We start from the raw sequence: 16,372 nt of genomic DNA, 5'->3' as shown, positions 1-16,372 counted from the left end.
GACTGCATGAACGAACCGTTCCCTCGACAGATTTCCGGCGGCGCTGCGCGCGCCGTCCGCGCCGCGCTTGCCGCGACGCTCGTGGCGCTCCCGCTGGTCGGGCTGGCGCCGCTCGCCCATGCCGAGAAGGCCGACCAGAACAAGCCGATCAACGTCGAGGCCGACAACCTGACCTATGACGACCTGAAGCAGGTCACGGTCGCGACCGGCAACGTCGTGATCACGAAGGGCACGATCATCATCAAGGGCGATCGCGTCGAAGTGCGCCAGGACCCGGAAGGCTATCAGTACGCCACCTCGTTCGGCAGCGGCAAGAAGCACGCGACGTTCCGCCAGAAGCGCGAAGGCCTCGACGAATACATCGACGGCGACGCCGAGCGCATCGACTACGACGGCAAGCAGGACCTGACCACGCTCACGACGGCCGCGACCGTGCGCCGCCTGCAGGGCACGTCGACCGTCGCCGATACCGTGCACGGCAGCGTGATCACGTACGACGGCCAGCGCGACTTCTACACCGCGAAGGGCGGCAAGGACGTGGCCGCGCCGGGCAACCCGAACGGCCGCGTGCGCGCGATGCTGTCGCCGAAGAACGGCGGCCCCGCGCCGCTGAACGGCGCGCCGGCGAAGCTGTCGCCGTCGACCACGATCCAGGGAGCGCCGGGCCAATGAACGCGCTACCGAACCGCCAGCCTGCCGGCACCACGAGCTCGCTCGTCGTCCGCAACCTGAAGAAGCGCTACGGCTCGCGCACGGTCGTCAAGGACGTGTCGCTCGACGTGAAGAGCGGCGAGGTCGTCGGCCTGCTCGGCCCGAACGGCGCCGGCAAGACCACGTCGTTCTACATGATCGTCGGCCTCGTGCCGCTCGACGCGGGCGAGATCTCGCTGAACGGCAGCTCGATCAGCCTGCTGCCGATCCACAAGCGCGCGTCGCTCGGCCTGTCGTACCTGCCGCAGGAAGCGTCCGTGTTCCGCAAGCTGACCGTCGAGGAAAACATCCGCGCGGTGCTCGAACTGCAGCACGGCGAAGACGGCAAGCGGCTGTCGAAGGACGCGATCTCGTCGCGCACCGAGGCGCTGCTCGACGAGCTGCAGATCGGCCACCTGCGCGAGAACCCCGCGCTGTCGCTGTCGGGCGGCGAACGGCGCCGCGTCGAGATCGCCCGCGCGCTCGCGACCAACCCGAACTTCATCCTGCTCGACGAACCGTTCGCCGGCGTCGACCCGATCGCGGTGCTCGAGATCCAGAAGATCGTCAAGTTCCTGAAGCAACGCAACATCGGCGTGCTGATCACCGATCACAACGTCCGCGAAACGCTCGGCATCTGCGATCACGCGTACATCATCAGCGACGGCTCGGTGCTCGCCGCCGGCGCGCCGAGCGAAATCATCGAAAACGAAAGCGTGCGCCGCGTGTACCTCGGCGAACACTTCCGCATGTAACTCCCCTCGTGGCTGGCTGCACCCCGCCCGGCATCGCCGCGCGGGGCCGCGCCCTGCTTTGCATCCACGCCCCGCGGGCATGCCCGCGGCCGGGCGGCGCGCCGCGCGTAATCGCGGATGGCTCAATGCGCCTGGGTCGTGGCAAACTGCCGGTATGACTCCCTCCTTGCCATGAAAGCCAGCCTTCAACTCCGCCTGTCGCAACACCTGGCGCTGACGCCGCAGCTGCAGCAGTCGATCCGGCTCCTGCAGTTGTCCACGCTCGAATTGCAGCAGGAAGTCGCGATGGCCGTCGCGCAGAACCCGCTGCTCGAGAACGACGACGAATGGATCGCGAGCCCGCTGCGTGTCGCGGCGGACGGATCGCTGATCGCGCAGACGCCGCCCGCGCAGAACACCGAGCCGGCCTCGGCAAACGGCAGCAGCACGTCCAGCGATCGCGCGGAGCGCGACGAGCCGGCCGGCGCCGACGACTACGACGGTTACGGTTCCGGCGACGGCAACGACGGCCCGCAATGGAATCTCGACGAATTCGGCCGCGCGAGCGGCGCGTCCGACGACGACGACCTCCCGCCGCTGCAGGTGCAGGAAGCCGCGACGTCGCTGCGCGACCACCTGTCCGCGCAGTTGCGCGTCACGCAGGCCGGCCCGCGCGATCGCGCGCTCGTGATGTTCCTGATCGAGTCGCTCGACGACGACGGCTACCTGACCGCGACGCTCGACGAGGTGCTCGCCGACCTGCCGCCCGAGCTGGAGATCGACTGCGACGAACTGAACGCGGCGCTCGCGCTGCTGCACAGCTTCGACCCGCCCGGGGTCGGCGCACGCTCGGCGTCCGAATGCCTGAAGCTGCAGCTGCTGCGCCTCGATCCGTCCCCGACGCGCACGCTCGCGCTCGAGATCGTGTCGCAGCACCTCGAACTGCTCGCGGCCCGCGATTTCACACGGTTGCGCAAGCACCTGAAGGCGAGCGACGACGCGCTGCGCGATGCGCATGCGCTGATCCGCTCGCTGGAGCCGTTCCCCGGCGCCGCGTACGGCAAGGCCGAGGCCGACTACGTCGTGCCCGACATCATCGTGAAGAAGGCCGGCCAGGGGTGGCTCGCGGAACTCAATCCGGAGGTCGTGCCGCGCCTGCGGATCAACAACCTGTACGCGAACATCCTGCGCAACAGCCGCGGCGATCCGTCGGCCGGTTCGCTGAAGCAGCAGCTCCAGGAAGCGCGCTGGCTGATCAAAAATATCCAGCAGCGTTTCGACACGATCCTGCGAGTCGCGCAGGCTATTGTCGAGCGTCAGAAGAATTTCTTTGCGCACGGTGAAATTGCCATGCGCCCCTTGGTTTTGCGGGAAATAGCTGATACGCTGGGCCTACACGAGTCGACTGTCAGCCGTGTGACAACCGGGAAGTACATGCTGACCCCGTTCGGGACGCTGGAATTTAAGTACTTCTTCGGATCTCACGTTTCGACCGACACCGGTGGCGCCGCCTCGTCGACCGCCATCCGAGCCCTCATCAAGCAACTGATAGGAGCTGAAGACCCAAAATCGCCACTTTCGGACAGCCGCATTGCCGAGCTGCTGGCAGAACAGGGTTTCGTGGTCGCGCGCCGCACGGTTGCGAAATATCGCGAAGCCCTCAAGATCCCGGCAGTGAATCTGCGCAAGTCTCTTTAAGCCTGCTGCCTGCCCGGCGGCAGGCGTGTTCCGGCCACCGCGCACACGGGGAACAGGCCGGGCGACTTGTCCGCGATATGCCGCCTCGTGCGGCAGGGGCAAGTCGACCGGAGCGCCGCCTCGATGCGGCCGGGTGGTCACTCGCTTGGAGAAGCACTATGAACCTGAAGATCAGTGGACATCATCTCGAAGTCACGCCTGCCATTCGCGAATACGTGATCACCAAGCTGGACCGGGTGCTACGGCATAGCGATCAGGTGATCGATGGCACTGTGATCCTCTCGGTCGACAACCACAAGGAAAAGGACAAGCAGCAGCGCGCGGAAATCAACCTGCACCTGAAGGGCAAGGACATCTTCGTCGAAAGCGCGAACGGCAACCTGTACGCTGCGATCGATTTGCTGATCGACAAGCTGGATCGCCAGGTCGTCAAGCACATGGAGCGCCTGCAAACGCACGCGCACGACCCGATCAAGCTTCAACCGTCGATCGACCAGATCGAACTGCCGCCGCAATAACCTTACCGCAACACGCACGCCGCCCGGTTCGCCGGGCGTTTTTTTGCGACTCCGCGCAGGGGTGCAACCGGTCGGTCCGGGCTGCGCCACGCACGCGGCTGTGCTCTATAATGTTCCGGTTATCGCCGGGGGGCGCTGGGTGCGGTAGCTGCGTTGCAGGTTGCCGATGCCACATGCCTTGATATCGCCGAACATGGAAAATCAGTCTGCCGCAGCAAGGAGACCCCAGGCCGCCCAATCGCCTGCCAACATGAATCGCCTAGCCAAAATCCTGCCCATAGAGAACGTCGTCATCGACCTCTCAGTCACCAGCAAGAAACGCGTCTTCGAACAAGCCGGGCTGATGTTCGAGAATCAGAACGGCATCGCCCGCAGCATCGTCACGGACAACCTGTTCGCGCGCGAGCGCCTCGGTTCGACCGGGCTCGGCGAAGGGGTCGCGATTCCGCACGGCCGCATCAAGGGTCTCAAGCACCCGCTCGCCGCGTTCGTCCGCCTCGCCGATGCGATCCCGTTCGAAGCGCCCGACGGCCAGCCGGTCGGCCTCCTGATCTTCCTGCTCGTCCCCGAGCAAGCCACCCAGCAGCACCTCGAGATCCTGTCGGAAATCGCGCAACTGCTATCCGATCGCGACGCGCGCGAGCGTCTGCACAACGAAACGGATATCGCCGAGTTGCATCGCCTGCTCACTCAGTGGCAACCTTGAGTTGATCCGGGCGGAATATTTTCCGGTACGCGGCGGCACACGCCGCCGTCCAGGGCCGCCCGGCGCCGGCTCGGCATGGCGACGCCCGTCGCCGCGCGCATGCACCGGCTCATTGGAGTGATGAGAGTCATGGATACGTCCAGCATCAACGCCCAGAGCATCTTCGACGACAACGCGGCCACGCTGAAACTGAGCTGGCTGACGGGGCATGAAGGCTGGGAGCGCGGCTTTTCCGCCGACACGGTCGGCAATGCGACCTCGAGCGCCGACCTCGTCGGCCACCTGAACCTGATCCACCCGAACCGGATCCAGGTGCTCGGCGAGGCCGAAATCGACTACTACCAGCGGCAGACCGACGAAGACCGCTCGCGCCACATGGCCGAGCTGATCGCACTCGAGCCGCCGTTCCTCGTCGTCGCCGGCGGCGCCGCGGCCCCGCCCGAACTCGTGCTGCGCTGCACGCGATCGTCCACCCCGCTGTTCACGACGCCGATGTCGGCCGCCGCCGTGATCGACAGCCTGCGGCTCTACATGTCGCGCATCCTCGCGCCGCGCGCGACGCTGCACGGCGTGTTCATCGACATCCTCGGGATGGGCGTGCTCCTGACCGGCGATTCGGGCCTCGGCAAGAGCGAACTCGGCCTCGAGCTGATCAGCCGCGGCCACGGCCTCGTCGCCGACGACGCGGTCGATTTCGTCAGACTTGGCCCCGATTTCGTCGAAGGGCGCTGCCCGCCGCTGCTGCAGAACCTGCTCGAAGTGCGCGGCCTCGGCCTGCTCGACATCAAGACGATCTTCGGCGAAACCGCCGTGCGGCGGAAAATGAAGCTGAAGCTGATCGTCCAGCTCGTACGGCGCCCCGACGGCGAATTCCAGCGCCTGCCGCTCGAAAGCCAGACCGTCGACGTGCTCGGCCTGCCGATCAGCAAGGTCACGATCCAGGTCGCGGCCGGCCGCAACCTCGCGGTGCTGGTCGAGGCGGCCGTCCGGAACACGATCCTGCAGTTGCGCGGAATCGACACCTTGCGCGATTTCATGGATCGGCAACGACTCGCGATGCAGGATCCCGACAGTCAGTTCCCCGGCAAACTGGTGTAACCCGCACGCGCCGGCCGCGCAACGCCGACGCGTCGAGCCGGTGCTATGATGAAACGTCAGGATTCACTGCTTCCCATGCGCATCGTCCTTATCACCGGCATCTCCGGCTCAGGCAAGTCCGTCGCGCTGAACGCGCTCGAAGACGCAGGCTATTATTGCGTCGACAACCTGCCGCCGCACGTGCTGCCCGAACTCGCCCGCTACCTCGGCCAGAACGGCCAGCGCCGGCTCGCGGTCGCGATCGACGCGCGCTCGAGCGCGTCGCTCGACGAAATGCCCGGCCTGATCCGCGAACTGTCGGGCGAGCACGACGTGCGCGTGCTGTTCCTCAACGCCAGCACCCAGGCGCTGATCCAGCGCTTCTCCGAAACGCGCCGCCGCCATCCGCTGTCCGGCTCGCTGTCGCACGATGCGGACGTCGGCCTGCTGTCGTCGCTCGAGGAAGCGATCGAGCGCGAGCGCGACCTCGTCGCGCCGCTCGCCGAATTCGGCCACCAGATCGATACGAGCACGCTGCGCGCGAACGTGCTGCGCACGTGGGTCAAGCGCTTCATCGAGCAGAAAGACAACGACCTGATGGTGATGTTCGAGTCGTTCGGCTTCAAGCGCGGCGTGCCGCTCGACGCCGACCTGATGTTCGACGTGCGCGCGCTGCCGAACCCGTACTACGACCACGAGTTGCGCCCGCTCACCGGGCTCGACCGGCCGGTCATCGCCTTTCTCGACGCACTGCCGATCGTCCACCAGATGATCGACGACATCCATGCGTTCCTGATGAAATGGCTGCCGCACTTCCGTGATGACAACCGCAGCTACCTGACCGTCGCCATCGGCTGCACGGGCGGCCAGCATCGCTCGGTGTTCATCGCGGAAACGCTCGCCGCGCGCCTCGCGCACGAGGCGAACGTGATCGTGCGGCATCGTGACGCGCCAGTGGATGTCGACGCGTCGTCGCGGCTCGTCTCCGAGGTCGCCCGACCCTAGCGACACCCGCTCCCTTGTCAGCGCGCCATGTCCTCCCTATCGACCACCCTGATCGACCTGCCGCTGTTTCCACTGCACACGGTACTGTTTCCGGGAGGCCTGCTCCCGCTCAAGGTGTTCGAGGCGCGCTATCTCGACATGTCCCGCGCGTGCCTGCGCGATAACTCACCGTTCGGCGTGTGCCTGCTGAAGAGCGGGCCCGAAGTCGCGCAGGACGGCGCCGTGTCGGTGCCCGAGACCATCGGCTGCATGGCGCGCATCACCGAGTGCGATACCGGTGAATTCGGGATGCTGTATCTGCAGGCGGTCGGCACGCAGCGTTTCGAACTGCTGTCGTATCGCGTCGAAGGCAACGGGCTGCTGGTCGGCATCGCGGAGCCGCTGCCCGACGACATCCCGCTCGAAGGCGAGCAGACGCTCGCGCAGTTCGGCTCGTGCGCCGAGGTGCTCGAGCGCATCATCAACGCGCTGAAGAAGTCCGATCCGGAGAAGATGCCGTTCGGCGAACCGTTCCGCCTCGACGATCCGAGCTGGGTGTCGAACCGCCTCGCGGAACTGCTGCCGCTCGACCTGCGGGCGCGGCAGAAGCTGATGGAGTTTCCGGACGTCGGCGCACGCATCGACGCCGTGCACCACGTGCTCGACCGGCACGGCTGGCTTTAGGCGGCGCCGGCCCGACGCGTTCCCGGGCGCGCGGCGCCCTTTCCCTTTCGTTACAGCAGCGGCCCGCTCAGTGCGTCGAGCAGCTTGCGCACGGGCGCCGGGACGCCGTACGCATCGAGCCGGCTCAACGGCACCCAGGCGGTATCCGCGTCGCGCGCGGACGAAGGCAATCCACCGCCGTCCGCGATATCGCTCAGCCGCGGTTCGATCTCGAGCCGGAAATGCGTGAAGGTGTGCGTGAGCGGGGCGAGCGGCACCGTGCCGCCGCCGCCGAAACCGCGCGCGAGTTCCGCGAGCGCGGCGTCGCCGTCCGCTTGCGGCAGGCTCCACAGTCCGCCCCAGATCCCGGTCGGCGGGCGGCGCTCCAGCAGCACGGCATCGCCATCGCGCAGCACGAGCATCCAGGTCCTGCGCGTCGGCACGGCCTTCTTCGGCCGCGCGGCCGGCAGTTCGCGCTGGCGGCCCGTCGATTGCGCGACGCAGTCGCCCGCGAACGGGCAGCGCGCGCAATCGGGCTTGCCGCGCACGCACAGCGTCGCGCCGAGATCCATCAGCCCCTGCGTGTAGGCACTCACGTCGGCCGCGTTCGCGGCATCGGGCAATAGCGATTCGGCGAGCGCCCACATGTCGTTCTCGACCCGCTTCTCGCCCGGAAACCCCTCGACGCCGAACACGCGCGCGAGCACGCGCTTCACGTTGCCGTCGAGAATCGTCGCACGCGCGCCGTAAGCGAACGACGCGATCGCGGCGGCCGTCGAGCGGCCGATGCCCGGCAGTTCGGCCAGCGCGTCGGGCGTCGCCGGAAACGCACCGCCGTGTTCGGCGACGACGGCCTGCGCGCAGCGATGCAGGTTGCGCGCACGCGAGTAGTAGCCGAGCCCCGCCCACAGCGCCATCACGTCGTCGGCCGGGGCGGCCGCGAGCGCCGCGACGTCGGGGTAGCGTTCGAGAAAGCGCGTGTAGTACGGAATCACGGTCGACACCTGCGTCTGCTGCAGCATGATTTCCGACAGCCAGATCCGGTACGGATCGCGGGTGTTCTGCCACGGCAGGTCGTGGCGGCCGTGCTCGCGCTGCCACGCGACCAGGCGCGTGGCGAACGTGCGGTGCAGCGGCGTGACGGGGAACGGAGCGGGGGCGATGCGGGGCGGCTTCAAGTTATCTAATCGTGAAAAAAGGTTTCAACGCTGGCAGGTCGGACAGAAATAGGTCGACCGCTGGCCCTGCACGATCTGGCGGATCGGCGTGCCGCATACGCGGCACGGCTGGCCCGCTCGGTCGTAGACGAAGCAGTCGAGCTGGAAGTAGCCGCTTTCGCCGTTGCTGCCGACAAAATCGCGCAACGTGCTGCCGCCGCGCTCGATCGCGTCGGCGAGCGTCGCGCGCACCGCGTCGGCCAGCCGCTCGTAGCGCGGCAGCGAGACCTTGCCGGCGGCCGTCGTCGGCCGGATGCCGGCGCGAAACAGGCTCTCCGACGCATAGATGTTGCCAACGCCGACGACCATGTCGCCCGCGAGCAGCGCCTGCTTGACCGACACCGTGCGGCCGCGCGTGCGCGCGTGCAGCAGCGCGCCGGTGAACGCCGGCGAGAACGGCTCGACGCCGAGGCTCGCGAGAAGCGGATGCGCGTGCACGTCGCCTGCTTCGCGCGGGTGCCACAACACGGCGCCGAAGCGGCGCGGGTCGCGGAACCGCAGCACGAATTCGTCGAAGATCCAGTCGATATGGTCGTGCTTCGCGGCGACCGGCACGCCGGCCGCGGGCAGCACGCGCAGCGTGCCCGTCATGCCGAGATGGACGATGAACCAGCCGGCGTCGACCTCGAACAGCAGATACTTGCCGCGACGCTCGACGGCGAGCACCTCGCGCGCGCGCAACTGCTCGGCGAGCCCCGCCGGCACGGGCCAGCGCAGCATCTCGGTACGGACGTCGACACGCTCGACGCGGCGGCCCGCGACAAAGGGCTCGATGCCCCGGCGCGTGACTTCGACTTCTGGCAACTCTGGCATGTTTTACGGGTCTGAGGCTGGATTCACGATCGTGCGTGTATTGTAGCGAGCGCGTTACAATCGGTTGAAACATCGAACGGATTTCCATGACTCTGCCCTCGAAGCTGCTTCAGAAGCGCCCCGCCGCCGTGCGCGGCGTGCGCGCCTTCCCGGTCCGCCGTGCACTCGGCGCCGCGCTGTTTGCCGCCTGGACCCTCACCGCCTTCCCGGCCCACGCGCAGGATCCGGCATCGGACGACGCGGAGCCGCAGGGTGCGTTCGAGCATGTGATGCCGGACGAGCAGAAGAATCTCCCCGGCGTGCCGCTGACGAGCCAGATCGTCTACCAGGTGCTCGCCGCCGAGGTCGCGCTCCAGCGCAACCAGCCGGCGCCCGCCTACCAGACCTACCTCGCACTTGCCCGCGACACGCGCGATCCGCGCATGGCGCAGCGCGCGACCGAGATCGCGCTCGGCGCGCAGAGCCCGGCCGACGCGCTGTCCGCCGCGAATCTGTGGCGCCAGTACGCGCCGGATTCGAACCGGGCGTCGCAGGTCGATGCCGCGCTGCTGGTGCTCGCCGGCAAGCCGGCCGACGCGCAGCCGATGCTCGCGCGCGAGCTGGCCCGCGCGACCGGCGAGACGCGCGGCCCGGCGATCCTCGCGCTGCAGGCGCTGCTCGTGCGCGGCCCCGACCGCGTCGGCGGCCTCGCGGTGCTGAAGGACATGCTGAAGAACGACATGAACCGCCCCGAGGCCCAGCTCGCGATCGCACGGCAGCAGCTCGCGGTCGACGACAAGGACGGCGCCGCGCAGTCGCTGAAGCAGGCGCTGGCGCTGCGCCCCGACTACCTGCCGGCGGCGCTGATGCTGTCGCAGATGGGCCCGGCGGAACGCGCGGCCGGCATCGCCTCGTTCGAGAAGTATGTTCAGCAGAATCCGAAGTCGCGCGATGCGCGGCTCGCGCTGTCGCAGCTGTATCTCGCCGACGACCGCCTCGACGACGCGCAGAAGCAGTTCGAGACGATGCGCAAGCTCGACGCGAAGGATCCGACGCCGCTGATGGCGCTCGCGCTGATCAAGATCCAGCAGAAGAAGCTCGACGAAGCGACCGCCTACCTGAAGCAGTACGTGCAACTCGGCAACAAGCAGCCGAACCTCGACGTCGGCCAGGGCTACATCTACCTCGCGCAGATCGCGATCGACCAGAACAACGACGCGCAGGCGTCGCAATGGCTCGACAAGGTCGACCAGACGAGCCAGCACTACCTGCCCGCGCAAATCACGCGCGCGCAGCTGCTGCAGAAACAGGGCAAGACCGACGAGGCGCGCAAGGTGCTCGACGACCTGCCGATCACCGATCCGCGCGACGCGGCCGTGGTCGCGCGCACCGACGCGTCGATCCTGTTCACAGCGAAACGCTATCCGGAAGCCGAGGCGCGGCTCGGCCAGGCGGTCCAGGACTTCCCCGACGATCCCGACCTGCGCTACGACTACGCGATGGCGGCCGAAAAGACCGGCCACTACACGACGATGGAAAAGCAGTTGCGCGAGCTGATCCGCACGCAGCCCGACAACCCGCAGGCGTACAACGCGCTCGGCTATTCGCTGGCCGACCGCAACCAGCGCCTGCCCGAAGCCAGCAAGCTGATCGACAAGGCGATGGCGCTCGCGCCGAACGACGCGTACATCATGGACAGCCTCGGCTGGGTGAAGTACCGGATGGGCGACACGGCCGGCGCGACGAAGGTCCTGCGGCGCGCGTACGAACTGCAGCCGAACGCCGAAATCGGCGCGCACCTCGGCGAAGTGCTGTGGAAGAGCGGCGCGCAGGACGACGCGCGTTCCGCATGGCGCGACGCGCAGAAGCTCGAACCCGACAACGAGACGCTCGTGCAGACGCTGAAGCGCCTCCAGATCAACGGCCTCTGATGCGGATGTTCCCGACGCTTTCCCTGTTCTCCCGCGCGCAGCGCACGCTGGCCGCGGCCGGCGCGGCGCTCGCGCTCGCCGGCTGCGCGAGCACGCCGCCGTCGGCCAGCGCGCCGGCGACCGGCGCGGTGCTGCAAACGGCCGCGTCGCATGCTTACCACGGCCGCTTCGCGGTGCAGTACGACGACCGTCTCGGCAAGCAGCAGCACGTGTACGGCAACTTCGACTGGCAGGAACACGGCGACGACGTGTCGCTCGAGCTGCGCAGCCCGCTCGGCCAGACGCTCGCGATCGTGAAATCGACGCCGCAGGCAGCCTCGCTCGAACTGCCGAACCGTCCGACGCAATACGCGCCGGACGTCGGCGACCTGATGCAGAAGACGCTCGGCTTCGAACTGCCGCTCGCCGGCCTGCGCTACTGGCTGCTGCCGACGGCCGCGCCCGCGACACAGGCGGAAACCGTGCGCGACCCGGCCGACGGCACGCGCGTCAAGCAGATCCGCCAGGACGGCTGGACGATCGACTACCTTGCCTACGCGGATGCCCCGGCCACGGGCGTCAAACGCGTCAACCTCGTGCGCGCGACACCGCCGCTCGACATCAAGCTCGTGCTCGACCAGTGAGCACCGGCCCAGCCCAGACATACGCATGACCGATTCGACCCGCTCGCTGCGCAACTGCCTTGCGCCCGCGAAACTCAACCTGTTCCTGCACATCACCGGCCGTCGCCCGAACGGCTATCACGACCTGCAGAGCGTGTTCCAGCTGCTGAACTGGGGCGATACGCTGCACTTCACGCTGCGCGACGACGGTCGCGTCGCACGCGTCACCGACGTGCCCGGCGTGCCCGAGGAAAGCGATCTCGTCGTGCGCGCGGCCAACCTGCTGAAAACGCATACGGGCACCGCGCACGGCGTCGACATCGAGATCGACAAGTGCCTGCCGATGGGCGCGGGTCTCGGCGGCGGCAGCTCCGACGCGGCGACGACGCTGCTCGCGCTGAACCGCCTGTGGCAGCTCGACCTGCCGCGTGCCGAGCTGCAGTCGCTCGCGGTCAAACTCGGCGCCGACGTCCCGTTTTTTATTTTTGGAAAAAATGCGTTCGCAGAGGGTATCGGAGAAGAATTAGCTGAGGTAGAATTGCCGACTCGCTGGTTCTTGGTTGTGACGCCAAGCGTTCATGTCCCGACCGCTGAAATATTTTCAGATGAGTTGTTGACAAGAGATACGAAGCCCGTCACAATTGCTGACTTTCTTGCACAGCAAACCAGCGATGCGGGATGGCCAGATAGCTTCGGCCGGAACGACATGCAGGAAGTTGTAACAAGTAAGTACGCGGAAGTTGCGCAGGCGGTCAAATGGTTGTATGATGTGACCCCCGCGAGGATGACCGGCTCCGGAGCAAGCGTGTTTGCAGCGTTTCACAGCAAGCACGAGGCAGAAGCGGCGAAAGCCAAGCTGCCCGCCAGCTGGAAGGGTGCAGTTGCCGAGAGTCTGAACGAGCATCCGCTCTTCGCTTTCGCGTCATGAAGTTTTACTTTGCCGAACGGCCTACACGAGTTCGGTGAAGCAGTCAGTTAAGTGTAGGGGAGTCGCCAAGTTGGTCAAGGCACCGGATTTTGATTCCGGCATGCGAGGGTTCGAGTCCTTCCTCCCCTGCCAAAAATTTTCCCGCATTTCCCGCCCCAAGCCTGAAGCAGGTGCACGATGAGCAGCCACAGCCATGATGGCCTGATGGTCTTTACTGGCAACGCGAATCCCGCGCTTGCCCAGGAAGTCGTCAATATCCTTGGTATCCCCCTCGGCAAAGCAATGGTCAGCCGTTTCTCCGACGGCGAGATCCAGGTCGAGATCCAGGAAAACGTGCGTGGCAAGGACGTCTTCGTCCTGCAATCCACGTGCGCACCGGCGAACGACAACCTGATGGAACTGATGATCATGGTCGATGCGCTCAAGCGCGCATCCGCCGGCCGGATCACCGCAGCCATCCCCTACTTCGGCTACGCTCGTCAGGATCGCCGCCCGCGTTCGGCGCGGGTCGCGATCTCGGCGAAGATCGTCGCGAACATGCTGGAAATCGCCGGCGTCGAGCGGATCATCACGATGGATCTGCACGCCGACCAGATTCAGGGCTTCTTCGACATCCCGGTCGACAACATCTACGCAACGCCGATCCTGCTGGGCGACCTGCGCAAGCAGAACTACTCGGATCTGCTCGTCGTGTCGCCGGACGTCGGCGGCGTGGTGCGTGCCCGGGCACTCGCGAAGCAGCTCAACTGCGATCTCGCGATCATCGACAAGCGTCGCCCGAAGGCGAACGTCGCCGAAGTGATGAACATCATCGGTGAAGTCGAAGGCCGCACCTGCGTGATCATGGACGACATGGTCGATACGGCCGGCACGCTCTGCAAGGCCGCACAAGTGCTGAAGGACCGCGGTGCGAAGCAGGTGTTCGCGTACGCGACGCACCCCGTGCTGTCGGGCGGCGCCGCGGATCGCATCGCCGCCTCGGCACTCGACGAGCTGGTCGTCACCGACACGATCCCGCTGTCGGCCGAATCGCTGGCCTGCTCGAAGATCCGCTCGCTGACGAGCGCGAGCCTGCTGGCCGAGACGTTCTCGCGGATCCGCCGCGGCGATTCGGTGATGTCGCTGTTCGCGGAATCCTGATCGCGAATCGACGGAACAAAGCATGCGCGGAAAGCGAAGCGGCAACGCTTCGCTTTTTGCACAATCGGACGGGATAGACGAAACCCCGGCCGCTTCATCAGGGGCCGCCGTTTGACGGCCCCGTTTTACTGCCTGGTCGCGGGCAGCTATTGGAGAATCATATGAAAGTCGTCGCTTTCGAGCGCCAACAGCAAGGTACGGGTGCGAGCCGCCGCCTGCGCAACGCTGGCAAGACCACGGGTATCGTTTACGGTGGCGAAGCCGCCCCGCAAAAGATCGAACTGGATCACAACGCCCTGTGGCACGCCCTGAAGAAGGAAGCTTTCCACTCGTCGATCCTCGACCTCGAAGTGGCTGGCCAGTCGCAACAGGTTCTGCTGCGCGACGTGCAATACCACCCGTTCAAGCAACTGGTGCTGCACGTGGACTTCCAGCGCGTTGACGCGAAGAAGAAGCTGCACACGAAGGCACCGCTGCACTTCCTGAACGCGGAAGTCAGCCCGGCCGTGAAGCTGTCGAGCGCGATCGTTTCGCACGTCGCGACGGAAATCGAAATCGAGTGCCTGCCGGCCGACCTGCCGGAGTTCCTCGAAGTCGACCTGTCGAAGATCGAAGCCGGTCAATCGCTGCACGCGAAGGACATCACGCTGCCGAAGGGCGTCGCGCTGGTCGCGCACATCGACGCGGAAAACCCGGTCATCGCTTCGGCGACGGTCCCGGCTGGTGCCGTGTCGGACGCAGCCGAAGGCGAAACGCCGGCTGCCTAAGCGGCTGCCTACGCGCCCCATCGATCCGTTTCACGAAACGGTCGACGCAACCCGCCGCGGCTTGCCCGGCGGGTTTTTCTTTTTCTGCGCCCAGGCGGCCGCTGCCGCCTTCGAAACGTCATGATCAAACTGATCGTCGGCCTCGGCAATCCCGGGGCGGAATACACCGCGACGCGCCACAACGCCGGCTTCTGGCTGATCGACCAGCTCGCCCGCGAAGCCGGCACGACGCTGCGCGACGAACGCCGCTTCCACGGCTTCTACGCGAAAGCGCGCCTGCACGGCGAGGAAGTCCATCTGCTCGAGCCGCAGACCTACATGAACCGCTCCGGCCAGTCGGTCGTCGCGCTCGCGCAATTCTTCAAGATCCTGCCCGACGAGATCCTCGTCGCGCACGACGAGCTCGACCTGCCACCCGGCACCGTGAAGCTGAAGCTCGGCGGCGGCAGCGGCGGCCACAACGGCCTGAAGGACATCTCCGCGCACCTGTCGTCGCAGCAGTACTGGCGGCTGCGGATCGGCATCGGCCATCCGCGCGACCTGATTCCGGAAAGCGCACGCGCCGGCGCGAAGCCCGACGTCGCGAACTTCGTGCTGAAGCCGCCGCGCCGCGAGGAGCAGGACGTGATCGACGCGTCGATCGAACGCGCGCTCGCCGTGATGCCGATGGTCGTCAAGGGCGAACTCGACCGCGCGACGATGCAACTGCATCGCAACTGATCGCCGCTCGCACCGGCCCGGTGCATCGGGCCGTCCGGCGTCGCCGGGCGGCTGCGCCCGCCCCACTACGACGCGCACATGCGGTAATCTCGACGTTTTGCCCGACAGGAGCCAAGCGGTGAGCCGTTACTGGAGCGACGTCGTTCAGCAACTCGTGCCTTACGTGCCGGGCGAGCAGCCCGCGCTCGCGCACCCCGTCAAGCTGAACACCAACGAGAATCCCTATCCGCCGTCGCCGCGCGTCGTCGCGGCGATCGCACGCGAACTCGGCACGACCGGCGACACGCTGCGTCGTTATCCCGACCCGGTCGCGCGCGCGCTGCGCGAGACGGTCGCGGCCCATCACCGCATCAAGCCCGAGCAGGTGTTCGTCGGCAACGGCTCCGACGAGGTGCTCGCGCACACGTTCCAGGCGCTGCTGAAGCACGACCGGCCGCTGCGCTTTCCGGACATCACGTACAGCTTCTATCCGACCTACGCGCGACTGTACGGTGTCGAGACCGCGATCGTGCCGCTCGCGGACGACTTCTCGATCCGTGTCGACGACTACCTCGACGATGCCGGCGGCGTGCTGTTTCCGAACCCGAATGCGCCGACCGGGCGCGCGCTGCCGCTCGCGGATGTCGAGCGGATCGCGGCCGCGAACCCGTCATCGGTCGTCGTGATCGACGAGGCGTATGTCGATTTCGGCGCGCAGTCGGCGATTACGCTGATCGACCGTCATCCGAACCTGCTCGTCGTGCACACGACGTCGAAGGCGCGCTCGCTCGCCGGCATGCGCGTCGGCTTCGCGTTCGGCGATGCGGCGCTGATCGACGCACTGAACCGCGTGAAGGACAGCTTCAACTCCTATCCGCTCGACCGGCTCGCGCAGGTCGCCGCGCAGGCCGCGTATGAAGACACCGACTATTTCGACGCGACCTGCCGGCGCGTGGTCGACAGCCGGACGCGGCTCACGCACGCGCTCGACGCGCTCGGCTTCGACATCGTGCCGTCGGCGGCGAATTTCGTGTTCGCGCGCCATCCCGCGCACGATGCGGGCACGATCGCGGCGAAACTGAAGGAACGGGAAATTTTCGTGCGGCACTTCCGGCTGCCGAGGATCGACCAGCACCTGCGCATCACGGTCGGCACCGACGCCGAATGCGACGCGCTCGTCGCGGCGTTGCGCGAGTGGCTGGCCTGATACGGAAGAACCGGCGCCG

At 66.8% G+C, this 16,372-nt stretch carries 17 protein-coding genes and 1 tRNA gene; 16 read left to right on the top strand and 2 right to left on the bottom strand.

Translation table 11 applies throughout. The features are described 5' to 3' along the window. The first annotated feature begins 6 nt into the window (after positions 1-6). From lptA to G3N62_RS18340, 8 genes are all read left to right on the top strand, one after another. Positions 7-672, top strand: a complete 666-nt coding sequence (gene lptA / locus G3N62_RS18375; RefSeq protein WP_006483139.1) for a lipopolysaccharide transport periplasmic protein LptA — start codon at positions 7-9, stop codon at positions 670-672. Continuing rightward, entirely contained in the window at positions 669-1,445 is a 777-nt protein-coding gene (lptB, locus tag G3N62_RS18370; protein ID WP_034189275.1) for an LPS export ABC transporter ATP-binding protein, read from the top strand. Before lptA ends, lptB begins: the two co-directional genes overlap by 4 nt. Before the next feature lie 171 nt (positions 1,446-1,616). Continuing rightward, the gene (locus G3N62_RS18365) at positions 1,617-3,122 is read left to right on the top strand and encodes an RNA polymerase factor sigma-54 (RefSeq protein ID WP_034189274.1); all 1,506 of its coding nucleotides are present in this window, start codon (positions 1,617-1,619) and stop codon (positions 3,120-3,122) included. Positions 3,123-3,280: 158 nt separating this feature from the next. Further along, the gene (raiA, locus tag G3N62_RS18360) at positions 3,281-3,640 is read left to right on the top strand and encodes a ribosome-associated translation inhibitor RaiA (RefSeq protein ID WP_006477786.1); all 360 of its coding nucleotides are present in this window, start codon (positions 3,281-3,283) and stop codon (positions 3,638-3,640) included. Positions 3,641-3,833: 193 nt separating this feature from the next. Continuing rightward, on the top strand, positions 3,834-4,346 hold the full coding sequence (locus G3N62_RS18355; RefSeq protein ID WP_049034209.1) for a PTS sugar transporter subunit IIA: 513 nt from the start codon (positions 3,834-3,836) through the stop codon (positions 4,344-4,346). Between the two features lie 129 nt (positions 4,347-4,475). Next, entirely contained in the window at positions 4,476-5,444 is a 969-nt protein-coding gene (gene hprK, locus G3N62_RS18350) for an HPr(Ser) kinase/phosphatase (RefSeq protein ID WP_011353227.1), read from the top strand. Between the two features lie 75 nt (positions 5,445-5,519). Next, positions 5,520-6,428 carry an RNase adapter RapZ gene (gene rapZ, locus G3N62_RS18345; RefSeq protein ID WP_034189273.1) on the top strand — a complete coding sequence of 303 codons (909 nt, stop codon included), beginning with the start codon at positions 5,520-5,522 and terminating at the stop codon, positions 6,426-6,428. Between the two features lie 27 nt (positions 6,429-6,455). After that, a complete protein-coding gene (locus G3N62_RS18340; RefSeq protein WP_034189272.1) occupies positions 6,456-7,091 on the top strand; it encodes an LON peptidase substrate-binding domain-containing protein in 636 nt (211 codons plus the stop codon). A gap of 50 nt (positions 7,092-7,141) precedes the next feature. On the opposite strand, the gene mutY is transcribed toward G3N62_RS18340, so the two are convergent. Both mutY and mutM read right to left on the bottom strand, forming a co-directional pair. Next, entirely contained in the window at positions 7,142-8,248 is a 1,107-nt protein-coding gene (mutY, locus tag G3N62_RS18335) for an A/G-specific adenine glycosylase (RefSeq protein WP_124670203.1), read from the bottom strand. A 24-nt stretch (positions 8,249-8,272) separates the two neighbouring features. Continuing rightward, on the bottom strand, positions 8,273-9,100 hold the full coding sequence (gene mutM / locus G3N62_RS18330; protein WP_034189270.1) for a bifunctional DNA-formamidopyrimidine glycosylase/DNA-(apurinic or apyrimidinic site) lyase: 828 nt from the start codon (positions 9,098-9,100) through the stop codon (positions 8,273-8,275). 86 nt (positions 9,101-9,186) lie between these two features. On the opposite strand from mutM, the gene G3N62_RS18325 reads away from it, so the two are divergent. From G3N62_RS18325 to hisC, 8 genes are all read left to right on the top strand, one after another. Then, positions 9,187-11,010: a tetratricopeptide repeat protein gene (locus G3N62_RS18325; protein ID WP_059558731.1), complete on the top strand. Its 1,824-nt coding sequence runs from the start codon at positions 9,187-9,189 to the stop codon at positions 11,008-11,010. After that, positions 11,010-11,633, top strand: coding sequence for a lipoprotein insertase outer membrane protein LolB (gene lolB / locus G3N62_RS18320; protein WP_034189268.1), 624 nt, complete (start codon positions 11,010-11,012; stop codon positions 11,631-11,633). The genes G3N62_RS18325 and lolB overlap by 1 nt, the downstream gene beginning before the upstream one ends. Before the next feature lie 25 nt (positions 11,634-11,658). Beyond that, a complete protein-coding gene (gene ispE / locus G3N62_RS18315) occupies positions 11,659-12,540 on the top strand; it encodes a 4-(cytidine 5'-diphospho)-2-C-methyl-D-erythritol kinase (protein WP_206141273.1) in 882 nt (293 codons plus the stop codon). Positions 12,541-12,595: 55 nt separating this feature from the next. Then, positions 12,596-12,672 (top strand) — tRNA-Gln (locus G3N62_RS18310). A 45-nt stretch (positions 12,673-12,717) separates the two neighbouring features. Further along, positions 12,718-13,680: a ribose-phosphate pyrophosphokinase gene (locus tag G3N62_RS18305; protein ID WP_034189266.1), complete on the top strand. Its 963-nt coding sequence runs from the start codon at positions 12,718-12,720 to the stop codon at positions 13,678-13,680. A 161-nt stretch (positions 13,681-13,841) separates the two neighbouring features. Next, positions 13,842-14,447: a 50S ribosomal protein L25/general stress protein Ctc gene (locus G3N62_RS18300; RefSeq protein WP_034189265.1), complete on the top strand. Its 606-nt coding sequence runs from the start codon at positions 13,842-13,844 to the stop codon at positions 14,445-14,447. Between the two features lie 120 nt (positions 14,448-14,567). Further along, positions 14,568-15,167, top strand: a complete 600-nt coding sequence (gene pth, locus G3N62_RS18295; RefSeq protein WP_034189264.1) for an aminoacyl-tRNA hydrolase — start codon at positions 14,568-14,570, stop codon at positions 15,165-15,167. Between the two features lie 118 nt (positions 15,168-15,285). Next, entirely contained in the window at positions 15,286-16,353 is a 1,068-nt protein-coding gene (gene hisC, locus G3N62_RS18290; RefSeq protein ID WP_034189263.1) for a histidinol-phosphate transaminase, read from the top strand. The last annotated feature ends 19 nt before the right edge of the window (positions 16,354-16,372 follow it).

The organism is Burkholderia sp. Tr-20355 (assembly GCF_017104685.1).
Taxonomy (GTDB): Bacteria; Pseudomonadota; Gammaproteobacteria; order Burkholderiales; family Burkholderiaceae; genus Burkholderia; species Burkholderia seminalis.
Note: the sequence above shows the minus strand (reverse complement) of the source record. Positions and strands in the feature narration are given on the sequence as shown.

What these genes read in the sequence shown, in the direction of transcription:
- lptA (WP_006483139.1), top strand. Translation starts at nt 7, where the DNA reads ATGAACGAACCGTTCCCTCGACAGATTTCCGGCGGCGCTGCGCGCGCC.
- lptB (WP_034189275.1), top strand. Translation starts at nt 669, where the DNA reads ATGAACGCGCTACCGAACCGCCAGCCTGCCGGCACCACGAGCTCGCTC.
- G3N62_RS18365 (WP_034189274.1), top strand. Translation starts at nt 1,617, where the DNA reads ATGAAAGCCAGCCTTCAACTCCGCCTGTCGCAACACCTGGCGCTGACG.
- raiA (WP_006477786.1), top strand. Translation starts at nt 3,281, where the DNA reads ATGAACCTGAAGATCAGTGGACATCATCTCGAAGTCACGCCTGCCATT.
- G3N62_RS18355 (WP_049034209.1), top strand. Translation starts at nt 3,834, where the DNA reads ATGGAAAATCAGTCTGCCGCAGCAAGGAGACCCCAGGCCGCCCAATCG.
- hprK (WP_011353227.1), top strand. Translation starts at nt 4,476, where the DNA reads ATGGATACGTCCAGCATCAACGCCCAGAGCATCTTCGACGACAACGCG.
- rapZ (WP_034189273.1), top strand. Translation starts at nt 5,520, where the DNA reads ATGCGCATCGTCCTTATCACCGGCATCTCCGGCTCAGGCAAGTCCGTC.
- G3N62_RS18340 (WP_034189272.1), top strand. Translation starts at nt 6,456, where the DNA reads ATGTCCTCCCTATCGACCACCCTGATCGACCTGCCGCTGTTTCCACTG.
- mutM (WP_034189270.1), bottom strand. Translation starts at nt 9,100, where the DNA reads ATGCCAGAGTTGCCAGAAGTCGAAGTCACGCGCCGGGGCATCGAGCCC.
- G3N62_RS18325 (WP_059558731.1), top strand. Translation starts at nt 9,187, where the DNA reads ATGACTCTGCCCTCGAAGCTGCTTCAGAAGCGCCCCGCCGCCGTGCGC.
- lolB (WP_034189268.1), top strand. Translation starts at nt 11,010, where the DNA reads ATGCGGATGTTCCCGACGCTTTCCCTGTTCTCCCGCGCGCAGCGCACG.
- ispE (WP_206141273.1), top strand. Translation starts at nt 11,659, where the DNA reads ATGACCGATTCGACCCGCTCGCTGCGCAACTGCCTTGCGCCCGCGAAA.
- G3N62_RS18305 (WP_034189266.1), top strand. Translation starts at nt 12,718, where the DNA reads ATGAGCAGCCACAGCCATGATGGCCTGATGGTCTTTACTGGCAACGCG.
- G3N62_RS18300 (WP_034189265.1), top strand. Translation starts at nt 13,842, where the DNA reads ATGAAAGTCGTCGCTTTCGAGCGCCAACAGCAAGGTACGGGTGCGAGC.
- pth (WP_034189264.1), top strand. Translation starts at nt 14,568, where the DNA reads ATGATCAAACTGATCGTCGGCCTCGGCAATCCCGGGGCGGAATACACC.